Origin of the sequence: Microvirga mediterraneensis, from assembly GCF_013520865.1 — a bacterium.
Taxonomy (GTDB): domain Bacteria; phylum Pseudomonadota; class Alphaproteobacteria; order Rhizobiales; family Beijerinckiaceae; genus Microvirga; species Microvirga mediterraneensis.
The window spans coordinates 1314385-1330000 of sequence record NZ_JACDXJ010000001.1 but is presented as its reverse complement, the minus strand read 5'-3'; the positions used below and the strand labels follow the sequence as shown (position 1 = coordinate 1330000).

The 15616-nt window shown below is 64.9% G+C and carries 14 protein-coding genes, 2 tRNA genes and 1 rRNA gene; 11 read left to right on the top strand and 6 right to left on the bottom strand.

Annotated features, from left to right (window positions below):
- Positions 1-210: 210 nt before the first annotated feature.
- The 3 genes from H0S73_RS06275 to H0S73_RS06265 form a co-directional block, all read right to left on the bottom strand.
- Positions 211-286: transfer RNA gene (locus H0S73_RS06275), tRNA-Ala, on the bottom strand.
- Between the two features lie 204 nt (positions 287-490).
- Positions 491-567: transfer RNA gene (locus H0S73_RS06270), tRNA-Ile, on the bottom strand.
- Positions 568-737: 170 nt separating this feature from the next.
- Positions 738-2225: ribosomal RNA gene (locus tag H0S73_RS06265) — 16S ribosomal RNA — on the bottom strand.
- Positions 2226-2846: 621 nt separating this feature from the next.
- Between H0S73_RS06265 and H0S73_RS06260 the strand changes: the two genes are divergently transcribed.
- Both H0S73_RS06260 and H0S73_RS06255 read left to right on the top strand, forming a co-directional pair.
- The gene (locus tag H0S73_RS06260) at positions 2847-4883 is read left to right on the top strand and encodes a M23 family metallopeptidase (protein WP_181051347.1); all 2037 of its coding nucleotides are present in this window, start codon (positions 2847-2849) and stop codon (positions 4881-4883) included.
- Between the two features lie 5 nt (positions 4884-4888).
- Positions 4889-5806, top strand: coding sequence for an AEC family transporter (locus H0S73_RS06255; protein ID WP_181051346.1), 918 nt, complete (start codon positions 4889-4891; stop codon positions 5804-5806).
- 99 nt (positions 5807-5905) lie between these two features.
- On the opposite strand, the gene gluQRS is transcribed toward H0S73_RS06255, so the two are convergent.
- Positions 5906-6778 (bottom strand): tRNA glutamyl-Q(34) synthetase GluQRS, encoded by an 873-nt coding sequence (gene gluQRS / locus H0S73_RS06250; RefSeq protein ID WP_181051345.1) that lies wholly within the window; start codon positions 6776-6778, stop codon positions 5906-5908.
- Positions 6779-6807: 29 nt separating this feature from the next.
- Here gluQRS and H0S73_RS06245 point away from each other — a divergent pair, with 29 nt between their 5' ends.
- The gene (locus H0S73_RS06245) at positions 6808-7452 is read left to right on the top strand and encodes a DNA-3-methyladenine glycosylase family protein (RefSeq protein ID WP_181051344.1); all 645 of its coding nucleotides are present in this window, start codon (positions 6808-6810) and stop codon (positions 7450-7452) included.
- Between the two features lie 22 nt (positions 7453-7474).
- Here the strand turns inward: H0S73_RS06245 and H0S73_RS06240 are convergent, their stop codons facing one another.
- Both H0S73_RS06240 and H0S73_RS06235 read right to left on the bottom strand, forming a co-directional pair.
- Positions 7475-8245 carry an HpcH/HpaI aldolase family protein gene (locus tag H0S73_RS06240; RefSeq protein WP_181051343.1) on the bottom strand — a complete coding sequence of 257 codons (771 nt, stop codon included), beginning with the start codon at positions 8243-8245 and terminating at the stop codon, positions 7475-7477.
- A 60-nt stretch (positions 8246-8305) separates the two neighbouring features.
- Complete coding sequence (locus H0S73_RS06235) at positions 8306-8629, bottom strand: DUF1476 domain-containing protein (protein WP_181051342.1); 324 nt, start codon at positions 8627-8629, stop codon at positions 8306-8308.
- A 241-nt stretch (positions 8630-8870) separates the two neighbouring features.
- Here H0S73_RS06235 and purC point away from each other — a divergent pair, with 241 nt between their 5' ends.
- From purC to H0S73_RS06195, 8 genes are all read left to right on the top strand, one after another.
- A complete protein-coding gene (gene purC, locus H0S73_RS06230; RefSeq protein WP_009763315.1) occupies positions 8871-9665 on the top strand; it encodes a phosphoribosylaminoimidazolesuccinocarboxamide synthase in 795 nt (264 codons plus the stop codon).
- An 801-nt stretch (positions 9666-10466) separates the two neighbouring features.
- Positions 10467-11006 (top strand): hypothetical protein, encoded by a 540-nt coding sequence (locus H0S73_RS06225; protein ID WP_181051341.1) that lies wholly within the window; start codon positions 10467-10469, stop codon positions 11004-11006.
- A 136-nt stretch (positions 11007-11142) separates the two neighbouring features.
- Positions 11143-11382: a phosphoribosylformylglycinamidine synthase subunit PurS gene (purS, locus tag H0S73_RS06220; protein WP_181051340.1), complete on the top strand. Its 240-nt coding sequence runs from the start codon at positions 11143-11145 to the stop codon at positions 11380-11382.
- A 100-nt stretch (positions 11383-11482) separates the two neighbouring features.
- Positions 11483-12181 carry a phosphoribosylformylglycinamidine synthase subunit PurQ gene (purQ, locus tag H0S73_RS06215; protein WP_181051339.1) on the top strand — a complete coding sequence of 233 codons (699 nt, stop codon included), beginning with the start codon at positions 11483-11485 and terminating at the stop codon, positions 12179-12181.
- 23 nt (positions 12182-12204) lie between these two features.
- Positions 12205-14415 carry a phosphoribosylformylglycinamidine synthase subunit PurL gene (gene purL, locus H0S73_RS06210; protein ID WP_181051338.1) on the top strand — a complete coding sequence of 737 codons (2211 nt, stop codon included), beginning with the start codon at positions 12205-12207 and terminating at the stop codon, positions 14413-14415.
- 12 nt (positions 14416-14427) lie between these two features.
- The gene (locus tag H0S73_RS06205) at positions 14428-14664 is read left to right on the top strand and encodes a BolA family protein (RefSeq protein WP_009763310.1); all 237 of its coding nucleotides are present in this window, start codon (positions 14428-14430) and stop codon (positions 14662-14664) included.
- Positions 14665-14706: 42 nt separating this feature from the next.
- The gene (grxD, locus tag H0S73_RS06200; protein ID WP_009763309.1) at positions 14707-15042 is read left to right on the top strand and encodes a Grx4 family monothiol glutaredoxin; all 336 of its coding nucleotides are present in this window, start codon (positions 14707-14709) and stop codon (positions 15040-15042) included.
- A gap of 188 nt (positions 15043-15230) precedes the next feature.
- The gene (locus H0S73_RS06195; RefSeq protein ID WP_181051337.1) at positions 15231-15548 is read left to right on the top strand and encodes a hypothetical protein; all 318 of its coding nucleotides are present in this window, start codon (positions 15231-15233) and stop codon (positions 15546-15548) included.
- The last annotated feature ends 68 nt before the right edge of the window (positions 15549-15616 follow it).

Here is a 15616-nt window from a genome sequence, read left to right as displayed (position 1 = left end):
AAGACGATTTTGCTTGCCAAGCATCTCCGACGCTCCCGGCTGCGGGCCGGGGCTGGTGCGCGGAACTAGGTCGTCCGCTGGTCGAAGATGCTGCCTCTTTACGATTTCAAACATCCGCGCCGCTCACCCCCAAGGGGAGGGCACGAATTCCTTTGACGATCCACGGCCATGAACAAGGTCATGGCCTATGGACTTCCAGAACACAAAAAATGGTGGAGCCTGTCGGGATCGAACCGACGACCTGAAGCTTGCAAAGCTACCGCTCTCCCAGCTGAGCTAAGGCCCCGTTTTGGCTTTGGCCTCAGACGCCGGCGAAAGCGTCCGCTTTCTTGGCTTCCCGCGCCATGGGGCGCGGCGGCCGGTCGGCCTTCGCAAGAGCTGGCGCCAGGACCGACGCGCGAGCGTCGCAAGCCCGACCGGGCGCCGCCGACGTTTCGGCGGACAGCCAAAGGGACGGACGTCCCTGCCGGCGCTTGAGGCTTCCCCAAAATGGTGGGCCTGGGACGACTCGAACGTCCGACCTCACCCTTATCAGGGGTGCGCTCTAACCACCTGAGCTACAGGCCCCAATCGAAGCAAGGCGCGGCATCCGCGCCAACCCCGACCGATGTGTTCCGGAATTGAGAAGAGAAGCGAAGACGGCAGCGTCCCGCAGAATGAGCTTCTGACTGAAGCTCTTTGTTCCAAGCGATCCGATAGAGCAGGCGAGAAGCCTTCTCATAAGAGATCGTCCTTAGAAAGGAGGTGATCCAGCCGCAGGTTCCCCTACGGCTACCTTGTTACGACTTCACCCCAGTCGCTGACCCTACCGTGGTCGCCTGCCTCCTTGCGGTTGGCGCAGCGCCGTCGGGTAAGACCAACTCCCATGGTGTGACGGGCGGTGTGTACAAGGCCCGGGAACGTATTCACCGTGGCGTTCTGATCCACGATTACTAGCGATTCCGCCTTCATGCACTCGAGTTGCAGAGTGCAATCCGAACTGAGACGGCTTTTGAGGATTAGCTCCCCCTCGCGGGTTCGCTGCCCTTTGTCACCGCCATTGTAGCACGTGTGTAGCCCAGCCCGTAAGGGCCATGAGGACTTGACGTCATCCCCACCTTCCTCGCGGCTTATCACCGGCAGTCCCCCTAGAGTGCCCACCTTAAATGCTGGCAACTAGGGGCGAGGGTTGCGCTCGTTGCGGGACTTAACCCAACATCTCACGACACGAGCTGACGACAGCCATGCAGCACCTGTGTTCCCGCCAGCCGAACTGAAGAGGTGTGTCTCCACTCCTCATACGGGACATGTCAAAGGCTGGTAAGGTTCTGCGCGTTGCTTCGAATTAAACCACATGCTCCACCGCTTGTGCGGGCCCCCGTCAATTCCTTTGAGTTTTAATCTTGCGACCGTACTCCCCAGGCGGAATGCTTAAAGCGTTAGCTGCGCCACTGACGAGCAAGCTCGCCAACGGCTGGCATTCATCGTTTACGGCGTGGACTACCAGGGTATCTAATCCTGTTTGCTCCCCACGCTTTCGCGCCTCAGCGTCAGATCCGGACCAGTCAGCCGCCTTCGCCACTGGTGTTCTTGCGAATATCTACGAATTTCACCTCTACACTCGCAGTTCCACTAACCTCTTCCGGTCTCAAGCCTCGCAGTATCGAAGGCAATTCTGTGGTTGAGCCACAGGCTTTCACCCCCGACTTACAAAGCCGCCTACGCGCCCTTTACGCCCAGTGATTCCGAACAACGCTAGCCCCCTTCGTATTACCGCGGCTGCTGGCACGAAGTTAGCCGGGGCTTCTTCTCACGCTACCGTCATTATCGTCGCGTGCGAAAGAGCTTTACAACCCTAAGGCCGTCATCACTCACGCGGCATGGCTGGATCAGGCTTGCGCCCATTGTCCAATATTCCCCACTGCTGCCTCCCGTAGGAGTTTGGGCCGTGTCTCAGTCCCAATGTGGCTGATCATCCTCTCAGACCAGCTACTGATCGTCGCCTTGGTGAGCCATTACCTCACCAACCAGCTAATCAGACGCGGGCCGATCCTTCAGCGATAAATCTTTCCCCCAAAGGGCGTATCCGGTATTAGCCCAAGTTTCCCTGGGTTATTCCAAACTGAAGGGCACGTTCCCACGCGTTACTCACCCGTCTGCCACTGACCCCGAAGGGCCCGTTCGACTTGCATGTGTTAAGCCTGCCGCCAGCGTTCGTTCTGAGCCAGGATCAAACTCTCAAGTTGAAGAATTTGATCTCGACTGTCGTCACTACGCAAATTGACAGAGTCCATCTCACTCCAGGTCGCCCTGAAGCGGTGTACTCACCAATCAAAGCATAGAACGGGTCGATGTCTATTCACCCGAACCAAAAGGTCCGGCGCAAGGACACCGCCGCCTACGCTTCTCTTCCCTCTCAACAATGTCAAAGAACAAGACATCTTTCGATGCCACCGATAAAAACAGACTTCCGCAGAACAGTGCTTGTTCCCGACCGAAGTCGGGCCCAACAGCCCGGTTTCTGTGGAAGATCTGGGCGCCGTTCGCGTCAGCGGCGGCGTCGATGGGCGGTATATAGGCCGAACCCGTTTCGCCTGTCAACGTGCTTGTGAAACTTTTTTGACAGCCGGTCGATTTTCGACCGCCGTCCCCCTGCCGCACAGGTATTTTCCGACCTGCCTCACTGCGGTCACAGTGCGGCATGAAGCAGGGCCGCGAAGGCGCTCTTTTCCCCGAACCTCCTTTGCCGGAGAGTTGGCGCGCCGACCAAGCTTATCTATGGATATGTGCGGTTGTCGTCTCGTGTGCTAGATGGCCTCTGGTGTCTGTGACAGCAACCCACCCCGATCGACATCAGACAGAGACATATGAGTCAGCTTCCTCCCGATGACAGCCGTGCCAAGGGTTTCCGCAGGGAAGCCTCGCGCCTGTCGTCCGGCATCGATCTCGGACATGAGCCGCCGCTCAACACCAGCGGAAGCGCGGCCCCGGAGGTCGACAAGAGGGAGGTGAACCTGCGCTGGCTCGGCGCGAGCGTCCTGACCGGCGTCACGGGTGCGGTCCTGATCGGGGCTTCCATTCATGTCGCCCTCCAGGGCGCGGCCATTTCGGCCCTCCCCCCGGAACGTGCCGCCCTCGGGTCCCGGTCCACCTTCGCGCCCGACGAGGAACGGTCCTCGAACGTGGCCCGCAAGGCCGACCGGCTCAACATGACGGAGCTGACGTCCTCCGCCCGGCAGAGCTTCAAGGCCCCGATGACGATGCGCATCGGCGATCGCGAGGCGATCAAGGTCCGCAACTTCGTGCGCGTCGCCACGAACCTATCCCTGACCGCCGGCACCTATGCGTCGGACATTCCGCCCTTCAACCCCATGCGCCTCTTCGCCGAGGGAATGGACGAGCAGCGCGTCGAGCCGCCCCCGGAGGTCGCCGACGCGGACGTGTCGGTCCTCAGGCGCGACCTTGCCCTGGTGTCCATCGCGGCGAGCGCCCCCTCCCTGACGGATGGCGACGTGCTGGCGATCCTGGAAGAGGAGCGGCGGGTCTTCAACGAGGCCGGGCGCCGGACGTCCGTGCCGATCCCCGCCCAGCAGATGCTGTCCCGAACCCTGCGCCAGCCGGATGGCCTGGGCGATGCTCTCGGCTATGCCCGTGTCGTCGACGCTCCCTTCAGCACGATCGAGGTCCGGGTCGTTCCCGAGAACGTGACCGACCTTCCCAAGGTCGAGCAGCGGGCCATGGCGCCCCTCTTCGAAGAGCGTGAGGTCGTTCTCAAGAAGGGCGAAACCCTCGAGACCGTTCTGCGCAGCTACGGGGGCACTCCCGAGCAGATCGCCGCCATCACATCGGCCCTGGCCGCCCGCATCAAGGTCGACGGAATGGGCGAAGGCCAGAGGCTGCGCATCCTCATCGCGCCCGGCCCCCGTCTCGGGGATCCCAGGCAGATCGTACGCGTGATCACGCTCGGGGAACGGGGCATCGAGGGGATCGCCGCCACCAACGATCGCGGCGTCTTCGTGTCGGTGACGCCCCCGGCCGACGAGCGGAACCGGCAGATGGCCGAAGCTTCCGAGGACGAGGAGGAAGATGACGGGCGCGGCGGCGCGCGGCTCTACGAGAGCCTCTACGAGACGGCGCTCAAGAACGAGCTCCCCCGGGAGAGCGTGGACGAGCTGGTGCGGATCTTCGGCTACGACGTCGATTTCCAGCGCCGCGTCGCGCAGGGCGATTCCTTCGAAGTCTTCTACGGCTCCGACGACGAGAGCGGAGCGCCCGAGATCCTTTATGCTTCGCTCACCGTGGGAGGAGAGGCGCGCCGCGTCTACCGCTACCAGGGCGAGGACGGCACGATCGACTTTTTCGACGAAGCGGGACGCTCCCTCAAGAAATTCCTGATCCGCAAACCTATCTCGGACGGCATCCTGCGCTCGGGATTCGGGTCGCGTTTCCATCCGATCCTCGGCTATTCGCGGCCGCATACGGGCATCGACTGGGCCAACAAGGTCGGCACCCCGATCCTTGCCGCAGGCAACGGCACCATCCGCTTTGCCGACTGGAAATCGGGCTACGGACGCCATATCGAGATCCAGCACGCCAACGGCTATGTGACGACCTATTCCCACATGTCGGGCTTCGCCAAGAACATGGCCCAGGGCATCAGGGTCCGGCAGGGTCAGGTCATCGGCTATCTGGGCAGCACGGGTCTGTCGACCGGTCCTCATCTCCACTATGAGGTGCTCATCAACGGCAGCTTCGTCGATCCCCTCAAGATCCGCCTGCCGCGCGGACGGGAGCTCGAAGGCCGTGGGCTGGTGGACTTCAAGCGCCAGCGCGAGCAGGTCGACGAACTGATGGCCCACAGCGTCGCCTCCGCGGCGCTCTCCCAGCGAGCCGAGTTGCGATAGAGCCTATGCTTGAGCTTTTCGCGATCGTGCTGCCGGTCTTCGGCTTGATCGGCATCGGCTATGTCGCGCGCCAGACAGGGTTCATTTCCGAACGGGCCGGCGAAGGCCTGTCGGAATTCGTCTTCACCCTGTCCCTCCCCTGCCTGATCTTCCGCACCCTCGTGCGGGCCGAGATCCCGGCGGTCCAGCCCTGGGGATATTGGATTTCGTATTTCGTCGGCGTGGGCGTCGTCTGGCTCCTGGCCACCATGATCGGCCGGCGCTTCTTCGGCATCAAGGGCGTATCCGGCGTCGTCGCCGGCTTCTCGGCCGGACAGGCGAACACCGTCTTCGTCGGCGTCCCGATGATCCTCAAGGCCTATGGAGACGAGGGCGCCGTTCCGCTCTTTCTCCTGATCGCGGTTCATCTCCCCGTCACGATGACCCTGGCGACGATCCTGGCCGAGGGACGCCAGGCCTCTCCCCTGCTGATCCTGCGCCGCCTCCTCACCCATCCCATCGTCGTCGGCATCCTGGCCGGATCGGCCTGCCGCCCCATTGCCGCCCATGTGCCTGCCCCGGCCTGGCAGGTCATGGATCTCCTGGCGAGCGCCGCGGTTCCCTGCGCGCTGATCTCCATGGGAATCGCGCTCCGCCGCTACGGGCTGCAGACGGGCTGGAAGCTGCCGACCGTGATCTCGTTCCTCAAGCTCGTCGTGCATCCCCTGCTGGTTCTGCTGCTTGCCACGCAGGTCTTCCACGTGCCGCCGGTCTGGGCCGGCGTCGCGGTGCTCTTCGCCTCCTGCCCTTCGGGCATCAACGCCTATCTGTTCGCCGAGCGATATGGAGAGGGCGTGGCCCTCGCCTCGAGCGCCATCACCCTGTCCACCTTCCTCGCCCTGGGCACGACCCTGGCCTGGCTCTCCGTGCTGGGCGTCGGCTAAAGCATCGGGCGCAAAAGTGGGAACCGGTTTTGCGTGGAAAGATGCGGGAAAGCAAAAACTGAGAGCATCGGACGCGGCTTCGAAGTCACGTCCGATGCTCTAAAATCCGAGCCGCCGCCGGATGGCCTCCGGCGTCGCCCCCTCCTCGCGCAGCTCCGCCAGGGACTTCGACCGGCGGCTCTTCGCCAGCTTGTCGCCCTCCGGATCGAGCAGGAGGCCATGGTGATGGTAGCGGGGCGTCGGCAGATCCAGCAGGGACTGGAGCAGCACGTGGAGGTCGGTCGCGGCTTCGAGATCTTGGCCGCGGACCACATGGGTGATGCCCTGGAGCGCATCGTCCACGACGACGGAGAGATGATAGCTCGTCGGGATCTCCTTGCGGACGATCACCGCATCGCCCCAGCGCCGGGGTTGCGCAGTGACCGCATCCTCACGGCCGTCCCGCTCGAAGCGACGGAAGCGGAGCGGTCCCGGCGCGAGCCTGTCCGACGCCGCCCCATCGAGGCGCCAGGCATGGGGCGCGCCGGCCGCGATCCGGCGCCCGGCCTCGCCGGCCGGCATGGCCCGGCAGGTGCCCGGATAAAGCGGCGCGCCGTCGGGATCGCGGGGCCACGTCTCGCCGCTCTCCGCCTCCCGGCAGGCGATCGTCTCGGCGATATCCCTGCGGGTGCAGAAGCACGGATAGACCGCTCCCCGGCCCTTCAGCCTCTGGAAGGCGGCGCGATAATCGGCGAAATGGTCCGATTGCCGGCGGACCGGCTCTTCCCAACGCAGGCCGAGCCAGGCGAGATCGTCGTAGATGGCGGCCTCGAATTCGGGCCGGCACCGTGTGATATCGATATCCTCGATGCGCAGGAGGAAGCGACCGTCGAAGCGGCGGGCGAAGTCGGCGTTGAGCAGGGCGGAATAGGCATGGCCCAGGTGAAGCCGTCCGTTGGGACTGGGAGCGAATCGAAAAACCGGCTTCGTCACGGGAGCCTGCGAACAAGGGATGCGAAGGAATGGCCACCCTCCTCGAAACGGACGCGGTTCTCAAGAGGGGCTTGAGCGAGCTGGCTCTGGCGGACCCGGTGATGGCGAGGCTGGCCGAGAGCGGGATCACGCCGCAATTGCGCAGGCGGCCGCCCGGTTTCGAGGGGCTCGCCTGGATCGTCGTGGGCCAGCAGGTTTCCACCGCCAGCGCGACCGCCATCTGGAACCGCCTGCGGCAGGTCCTCGAACCTCCGACGCCTGACGTCTTTCTGCGGCTTTCCGATGAGACCCTGCGGGCGGCCGGGCTGTCCGCCGGCAAGGTCAGGACCCTGCGTGGCCTGGCGACGGACATCGCCGAGGGCAGGCTTCCCCTCGACGAGCTGCAGAACCGCCCGGCCGAGGAGGCCCACGATTTCCTCACCCGGGTGAAGGGGATCGGCCCCTGGACGGCCGACGTCTACCTGCTGTTCTGCCTCGGGCACCCGGACGCTTTTCCGGGCGGCGATCTGGCCGTGCAGGAGGCGGCCCGCCTCGCCTACGGGCTGGAGGAGCGGCCGGACACCAGGACGCTCGCCGCCCTGGCCGAGACCTGGCGCCCCTGGCGGGGCGTCGCGGCCAAGATGCTCTGGGCCTATTACCGCAAGGGCAAATCCCGCGAGGGCGCTCCCGTATGATGCCCTTGCGCCCCGAACGGTTCTAATCTCGGGCGGCTGAAAGAGCCGCATGGGCTCCGGCCATGAGCATCGAGATGTCGCTGCCGATGGACACCATGTGGAAGCCTTTGGCCGACAATTCCGCCGCCCGCACGCCCGACCCGGCATAGATGGCCGCGACCTTGCCGGCAGCCCTCACGCGAGCGAGCGCGTGGTCGAGCGCCTTCTCGACCTCGGTGCCGGTGGGATTGACGCTCCTCCCTCCCGAGAGGGCGATCGAGAGGTCCGACGGGCCGATGAAGACGCCGTCGATCCCCGGCACCGCCAGGATGTCGTCGATGATGGCCAGCGCCTCCCGGGTCTCCACCATGGCGAAGGAGACGGTCAGGTCATTGGCCTGCTGCAGATACGCGCCGGGCTCCAGCCGGGTCAGGGACAAGGCCCCGTAGGCACCCCAGCTGCGCTCCCCGATGGGCGGGAATTTCGTGAAGGCGGCGAAGCGCCTGGCATCCTCGATCGTGTTGATCATGGGCGCGATCACGCCCGACACGCCCGCATCCAGGAAGCGCGACGCGGAAGCGAAATCGCCTACCGGGACGCGGACGAGGGCCGGTTTTCCCGCGGCCGCGATCAACGGCACCGCCTGAAGCGCGGCCGCGAAGTCGATGGAGCCGTGCTGCAGGTCCATGACGACGGCATCGAAGGCCTCCTGGGCCAGGAGCCCGGCTACGGAAGGGTCCGGCATGCCGCACCAGGCCGTCAGGACGGGAGAACCGGCTTTCAGCCGCTCGGAAAACGATGGATGGGTCGGCATGATGCCCTTTCGGCAGGCTGTTCTTGGAAATTCAGAAGACTTGCGGCTGAAGGCGGGCCGTTACCGGCCCGCTTTGATGTCCTCGACGGCTCGTTCGGTGAACTGGATGAGCTTGGCCCTCAGCTCGGGCTCGGCCATGGACAGCCCGGCACCTTCGAGATCCTGGCTGACCTTGCGCAGGACATCCGCATCGCCCGCCTCTTCGAAATCGGCGAGAACGACGCTCTTGGCATAGGCTTCCGCGTCCGCGCCCGTCTTGCCCAGGCGCTCGGCGACCCAGAGGCCGAACAGCTTGTTGCGGCGCGCCGTCGCCTTGAATCGCAACTCCTCGTCATGGGCGAACTGCTTCTCGAAGGCGTCCCTGCGGTCGTCGAATGTGGTCATCGGCCCTGTTCTCCTTGGCTGTGCTTCATGCGATATAAGGGCGCACTCGCGAGGATGCCAGACACCCCCCATCTTTCAAATGGTGCTTTCGGCAGGTTGCAGAATTGCAGCCCATTCTCCCCGCGTTGTGCTTGCCCGAGGGATCGGATAGGTTGCCCCTTCAAGCGGAGCGCCGGTCAACAGCCGCGCTTAAACGCCAGCCGCGGATCTAAAAAATGAACATCCCCAGGAGCCACGGCAAATGGATTTTCTCAAACCACGGTACACCCCTATGAATCGTCGCCGTCGCATCTATGAGGGCAAGGCGAAGGTCCTCTATGAGGGCCCGGAACCCGGTACGCTCATCCAGCACTTCAAGGATGATGCGACCGCCTTCAATGCCAAGAAGCATGAAGTGATCGACGGCAAGGGCGTGCTCAACAACCGGATCTCGGAATACCTGTTCCAGCATCTGAACGACATCGGCATCCCGACCCACTTCATCCGGCGCCTGAACATGCGCGAGCAGCTGATTCGCGAAGTGGAGATCATCCCCCTCGAGGTCGTGGTGCGGAACGTGGCGGCGGGCTCGCTGGCCACCCGCCTGGGCATCGAAGAGGGCACGCAGCTGCCGCGGTCGATCATCGAATTCTATTACAAGAACGACGCTCTCAACGACCCGATGGTGTCGGAAGAGCACATCACCGCCTTCGGCTGGGCCTCGCCCCAGGAGATCGACGACATCATGGCGCTCGCCATCCGGGTCAACGACTTCCTGTCCGGCCTCTTCCTCGGCGTCGGCATCCGTCTCGTCGACTTCAAGCTGGAGACGGGCCGTCTCTGGGAAGGCGAGCTGATGCGCATCGTCGTCGCCGACGAGATCTCCCCGGATTCCTGCCGCCTCTGGGACATCAAGTCCAAGGACAAGCTCGACAAGGACCGGTTCCGCCGAGACATGGGCGGGCTGGTCGAGGCCTATTCCGAGGTCGCCCGGCGCCTCGGCATCCTGGCCGAGAACGAGAACCCGGTCACGGGCGGTCCGCGCCTCGTGCAGTAAGCGGCCTGCCCTTTAACGACCCGAAAGCCCGGCCTCAGCGCCGGGCTTTTTGCTGGATCATGCGGGTTCCGCTGAAGCGACCCGAGATGACGGCCAGGGGAAGCTCTCCGTCATGGCCGCACGTGTTGCGGCCATCCCCGTCCTGCCGGGCCAACACCCTCCGGCCTCATCCTGAGGCGCCACGCCGTGGCGTCGCGAAGGAGGGGCTGGAGAGTACTGGAGGCGCCCTGGACGATCCTTCGAGACGCCGCTGCGCGGCTCCTCAGGAGGAGGGCTCCGGGTGCGAGGCGATGTTATGTTCTTACTTTGTTCTTGACAGGGCGAGTAACCTTGGCTATATCGTTGCCCTAGATCTGCTCTGACGAGGGGCGCGCTCGCGAGGCGTCGCAAGAGTGAGAGCAGGCACGGTCCCGCCGCAGGCCTCGCACGCCTGTGGTCGCGGGAGGTCGACCTTGGGGGCTCCCCAGCTGGTCCACCTGAAAAGAACCGTGCGCGAAGCGGCCGTCCGGCTCTTCCATCAACACACACGAGCGAGCCGGGCTGCCCGACGCGCCACCCTCGAACCCTGAAAGGCTCGCAGCGCAAGCTGCGGGCCCCAAGGTGCTGGCTCTTTGACACGAACGGATCAGCACCGCCCGTCATGGCCGGCCTCGTACCGGCCATCCCGATTGGAAGAGCGCCACGAGCCAATGATGACGTGGAGGGTCTCATGTCCGGAAGGCCGCGAAGCGCGGAGGAAGGACATGGAGATTCCGACTTCTGCCCATTTCCCTCCGGACAGGTTTCGCGCATAGATGGGCCATGCCATTTCGCCTGTTGCGTTCCAGCCTGCTCGTCCTGACCTTCGGCCTGGCGGTCGCGAGCTGCGGCTATCTTCCCCGTCAGGTCGCGGGCCTGCCCTCGGGTCCTCCTTGGGATGCCCTGCCTTTACGGAAGTGGCTGGCCGAGGACCGGGCCGAGCCCATCGCGCTGGCCTTCTGCGCTCCGCCGGAATGCAGCCCGGGCCTTGCCGTGAGCGTCATTCGCCTCACGGGCAAGGACGCGGACATCACGGACGCCGTCCTGAAGGACCCTGAACGCCTCGCCCGGGCGCTGCGCTCGCCCGCAGGCCGGGAGAAGCCGGTGAAGACCCGGATCAGCGTCGAGCGTCTCAAGGATTCTCCCTATCCCGGCTTCGCCATCGAACTCGCCCCGTCCGACGGCGGCAAGCGGCCGGCCTATGGAGCAGCCCTCGGGCGGCGGTCCGGAAGCGACCTGGAGGTCGTCCTGGCGATCGGCGAAGCCCCCGATGCCGTGCGCGAAAGGGCCAAGGAAGTCGCCGCCCGCGAATTAGGCTCATAGAGTTAGGCTGATCGAGCCGGCCGCACGATCTTTCGCTGAACCGGCATCCACTTCACCGGATCGTGCTTCAAGCCCGTTGTCTCTTGCGGCTAAATTCTTTATGGCCTTGGCCAAATCTCAACAGCCCGAGGCCCCTATGAAAGCGCGTGTCACCGTGACCCTCAAGAACGGCGTTCTCGACCCCCAAGGCAAGGCCATCGAAGGCGCCCTCAAATCCCTTGGGGTCGAAGGCATCGACGGGGTCCGCCAGGGCAAGGTCTTCGACATCGAGCTCGGAACCTCCGACAGGGCCCAGGCCGAAGCCCAGCTCAAGGCCGCCTGCGAGAAGCTGCTGGCGAATACCGTTATCGAAAATTACCGCGTCGAACTGACCTGACCGTCATGCCCGGACCCGTTCCGGGCATCCACGTTTTTGCCGCGCCGTCAGGCGTGGATGGCCGGGACGAGCCCGGCCATGACGTTAGAAGGATGAACTGATGAAATCTGCCGTCATCGTCTTCCCCGGCTCCAATCGCGAAGGCGATGTGCTGCGGGCGCTCACATCGGCCGGGTCCCAGGCGGAGAAGGTCTGGCACGCCGAGACCGAGCTGCCGAAGGGCACGGATCTCGTGGTCCTGCCGGGCGGCTTCTCCTACGGCGACTACCTGCGCTGCGGCGCCATCGCCGGCCGCGCCACCGTGATGGATGCGGTCCGGGCGCACGCGGCCCGGGGCGGCCTCGTGCTCGGCATCTGCAACGGGTTTCAGATCCTGTGCGAGTCCGGGCTTCTCCCCGGGATCCTGATGCGCAACGCCAACCTGAAGTTCATCTGCCACCGGCAGTTCCTGCGCGTCGAGCGCAACGACACCGCCTTCACCCGGGCCTATGCCAAGGGTCAGGCGATCGATGTCTGCGTGGCGCATGGCGAAGGCAACTACACGGCCGACGAGGAAACCCTGAAGCGCCTCGAGGGCGAAGGTCTGGTGGCCTTCCGCTATTCCGACGCGCAGGGGCACATCACGGCGGATTCCAACCGCAACGGCTCCATGAACGCGATCGCGGGCATCTATTCGGAGAAGCTCAATGTGCTCGGCATGATGCCTCATCCGGAGAACCTGATCGAAGACCTCGTGGGCGGCACCGACGGGCGCGGCCTGTTCGAGAGCCTCGTGTCGTCCTTCCCCCGCGCCGCCTGATCCTTACCAATCGCGAGACCCCGATGATCCGCAACGACGTCGCCATCACCCCGGAGCTGGTCAAGGAGCACGGGCTGAAACCCGATGAATACGAGCGCTTCGTGAACCTGATCGGCCGCGAGCCGACCATGACCGAGCTCGGCATCGTCTCGGCCATGTGGAACGAGCATTGCTCGTACAAGTCCTCCCGCATCCACCTGCGCGGCCTGCCCACGAAGGCTCCCTGGGTCATTCAGGGTCCAGGCGAGAACGCGGGCGTGATCGATATCGGCGATGGGCTGGCCTGCATCTTCAAGATGGAGAGCCACAACCACCCGTCCTTCATCGAGCCCTACCAGGGCGCGGCGACGGGCGTCGGCGGCATCCTGCGCGACGTGTTCACCATGGGGGCGCGCCCCATCGCGTCGCTGAACTTCCTGCGTTTCGGCGAGCCGGATCATCCCAAAACCCCTCACCTCGTCTCGGGCGTGGTGGCGGGCATCGGCGGCTACGGCAATTCCTTCGGTGTGCCGACCGTCGGCGGCTCTGTGGGCTTCGACAAGCGCTACAACGGCAACATCCTGGTCAACGCCATGGCGGTCGGCCTCGCCCGCACGGACGAGATCTTCTACGCGAAAGCCACCGGAGTCGGAAACCCGATCGTCTATCTCGGCTCCAAGACCGGCCGCGACGGCATCCACGGCGCCACCATGGCGTCGGCCGAATTCGACGACGCGTCCGAGGAGAAGCGCCCGACGGTCCAGGTCGGCGACCCCTTCGCGGAAAAGCTCCTGCTCGAAGCCTGCCTCGAACTCATGAAGTCCGGCGCGGTGATCGCCATCCAGGACATGGGCGCGGCCGGCCTCACAAGCTCGGCGGTCGAGATGGGCGCGAAGGGCAATCTCGGCATCGAGCTCGACCTCGACAAGGTGCCCTGCCGCGAGGAGGGCATGACCGCCTACGAGATGATGCTGTCGGAGAGCCAGGAGCGCATGCTCATGGTGCTCAAGCCCGGCATGGAGAAGGAGGCCGAGGCCATCTTCCACAAATGGGGCCTGGATTTCGCCGTCATCGGCAAGACCACCGATACGCTCCGCTTCGTCATCAAGCACCAGGGCGAGGTGAAGGCGGATCTCCCGATCAAGGAACTCGGCGACGAGGCTCCGCTCTATGACCGTCCCTGGGTCGAGAGCCCCCGGCAGCCGGTGATCGCGCCCGACAGCGTGAAGGCCCCGATGTCGGAAGCCGAGGCGCTCCTGAAGCTCGTCGGCTCGCCGGACCAGTGCTCCAAGCGCTGGGTCTGGGAGCAGTACGACCACCTGATCCTCGGCAACACGGTCCAGACGCCCGGCGGCGACGCCGCCATCGTGCGCGTCGAGGACGGCCCGAAGGGCCTGGCCCTGACGACCGACGTGACGCCGCGCTATTGCGAGGCCGATCCCTTCGAGGGCGGCAAGCAGGCGGTGGCGGAAGCCTGGCGCAACATCACGGCGGTCGGCGGCTTGCCGCTCGCCCTCACCGACAACCTCAACTTCGCCAGCCCCGAGCGTCCCGAATCCATGGGCCAGTTCGTCGGCTGCGTCCGGGGCATCGGCGAGGCCTGCAAGGCGCTCGACTTCCCGGTCGTGTCCGGCAACGTCTCGCTCTACAACGAGACCAACGGCCAGGGCATCCTGCCCACCCCGGCCATCGGCGGCGTCGGACTCCTCGACGACGTGACGGTCAACGCCTCCATCGCCTTCAGGCAGGAGGGCGAGGCCATCATCCTCATCGGCGCGACCCAGGGCTGGCTCGGCCAGTCGATCTACCTGCGCGACGTCTGCGGCCGGGAGGAAGGCGCTCCGCCGCCGGTGGATCTGGCCCAGGAGAAGCGCAACGGCGACTTCGTGCGCCAGCTCATCCGCTCCGGTCAGGTCAAGACCGTCCACGACGTCTCGGACGGCGGCATCGCCCTTGCGCTCGCCGAAATGGCCATCGCCGGCAATGTGGGCGCCGAGATCACGGCCGTTCCCGAGGGCCTGCCCCTCCATGCCTTCCTCTTCGGCGAGGATCAGGCCCGCTACCTCGTCGCCGTCGACGAGGACGCGGCCGCCGACATCCTCTACGCGGCCGGCGCCGTCGGCATTCCGGCCGTGACCCTGGGCGTCACGGGGGGCGACGCGTTGATTCTGCCAGGCCAGCAGGCCATATCCGTGAAGCAATTGAAGGCAGCGCACGAAGCCTGGCTGCCGGAATACATGACCGGCAAGTCATAAGGAGTTTGATCCATGCCGATGGATTCCCGTGAAATCGAAAGCATGATCAAGGCCGCGCTGCCCGACGCGGTGGTCGAGATCAAGGACCTCGCCGGCGACGGCGATCACTATGCCGCCACCGTCACCTCCTCGGCCTTCAAGGGGAAGTCGCGGGTCCAGCAGCACCAGATGGTCTATGCAGCGCTGCAAGGACGCATGGGGGGCGTGCTTCACGCCCTTGCATTGACGACCGTGGCACCCGACAATTGAGACAAGCCCGGCGCCTTGACCGCCCGGACGAAGGAGACATCCATGGCTGACGCCAACCAGATCATCGACAACGAAGTGAAGTCCAACGACGTCGTGCTGTTCATGAAGGGCACGCCGCAATTCCCCATGTGCGGGTTCTCGGGTCAGGTGGTCCAGATCCTCAACTACCTCGGCGTGCCCTACAAGGGCGTCAACGTCCTCGAGGACGAGACCATCCGCCAGGGCATCAAGGATTATTCCAACTGGCCGACCATTCCCCAGCTCTACGTGAAGGGCGAGTTCGTCGGCGGCTGCGACATCACCCGCGAGATGTTCCAGGCCGGCGAGCTGCAGCAGCTCTTCGCCGACAAGGGCATCCAGGTTCAGCAGAGCGCCTGACGGCGATTGCTTCGTCCGAACCGAGGCGGGGCATGGCCCCGCCTTTTCGTTTGCGCCCTTGCGGGGAAGGGGGCGTGTTATGTCGCATTCCTCAACCGGCTCAGCTTCCGGCACAATAACTGTGCTGAACGCAACAGAAGAGCCGCTCGTCACAGAATAAAAAGGAGCGGCGAGAAGGGGCTTTTTCCATGGTCGAACCCGAGACGAATGTCGTCGCCTTCAAGCCGCGCAAGGCCGTGGCTCATCATCCCAGGAGCCTGATGGAGCGGATCTATGCCGCGGGATCGCTCTCGGTCCGGTCGGACGACCGGGCCACGAAGGCGGCCGCCGTCATGCTCCAGGCCCTCGGCTTCCTGGTGATCGAGGAGATCCTGGCGGACGGCACCCCGCGTCGGCTCCGGCGCGGCGAGGCCCGCACCGCCATGGACCGCCCCTGGCGCCTCTCGAAACCGGCTTTTTCCGGCGAGATCGGACTTCCCGACGGCGGCGGGGCCTTTCCCGCCTGACTGTTGGCCGCTCCCGTGGGCGGTGGTACCCTATGGGGCCGACATCCTCATGCGGCGACGGGCAGCCG

What these genes read in the sequence shown, in the direction of transcription:
- H0S73_RS06260 (WP_181051347.1), top strand. Translation starts at nt 2,847, where the DNA reads ATGAGTCAGCTTCCTCCCGATGACAGCCGTGCCAAGGGTTTCCGCAGG.
- H0S73_RS06255 (WP_181051346.1), top strand. Translation starts at nt 4,889, where the DNA reads ATGCTTGAGCTTTTCGCGATCGTGCTGCCGGTCTTCGGCTTGATCGGC.
- H0S73_RS06245 (WP_181051344.1), top strand. Translation starts at nt 6,808, where the DNA reads ATGGCCACCCTCCTCGAAACGGACGCGGTTCTCAAGAGGGGCTTGAGC.
- H0S73_RS06240 (WP_181051343.1), bottom strand. Translation starts at nt 8,245, where the DNA reads ATGCCGACCCATCCATCGTTTTCCGAGCGGCTGAAAGCCGGTTCTCCC.
- H0S73_RS06235 (WP_181051342.1), bottom strand. Translation starts at nt 8,629, where the DNA reads ATGACCACATTCGACGACCGCAGGGACGCCTTCGAGAAGCAGTTCGCC.
- purC (WP_009763315.1), top strand. Translation starts at nt 8,871, where the DNA reads ATGGATTTTCTCAAACCACGGTACACCCCTATGAATCGTCGCCGTCGC.
- H0S73_RS06225 (WP_181051341.1), top strand. Translation starts at nt 10,467, where the DNA reads ATGCCATTTCGCCTGTTGCGTTCCAGCCTGCTCGTCCTGACCTTCGGC.
- purS (WP_181051340.1), top strand. Translation starts at nt 11,143, where the DNA reads ATGAAAGCGCGTGTCACCGTGACCCTCAAGAACGGCGTTCTCGACCCC.
- purQ (WP_181051339.1), top strand. Translation starts at nt 11,483, where the DNA reads ATGAAATCTGCCGTCATCGTCTTCCCCGGCTCCAATCGCGAAGGCGAT.
- purL (WP_181051338.1), top strand. Translation starts at nt 12,205, where the DNA reads ATGATCCGCAACGACGTCGCCATCACCCCGGAGCTGGTCAAGGAGCAC.
- H0S73_RS06205 (WP_009763310.1), top strand. Translation starts at nt 14,428, where the DNA reads ATGCCGATGGATTCCCGTGAAATCGAAAGCATGATCAAGGCCGCGCTG.
- grxD (WP_009763309.1), top strand. Translation starts at nt 14,707, where the DNA reads ATGGCTGACGCCAACCAGATCATCGACAACGAAGTGAAGTCCAACGAC.
- H0S73_RS06195 (WP_181051337.1), top strand. Translation starts at nt 15,231, where the DNA reads ATGGTCGAACCCGAGACGAATGTCGTCGCCTTCAAGCCGCGCAAGGCC.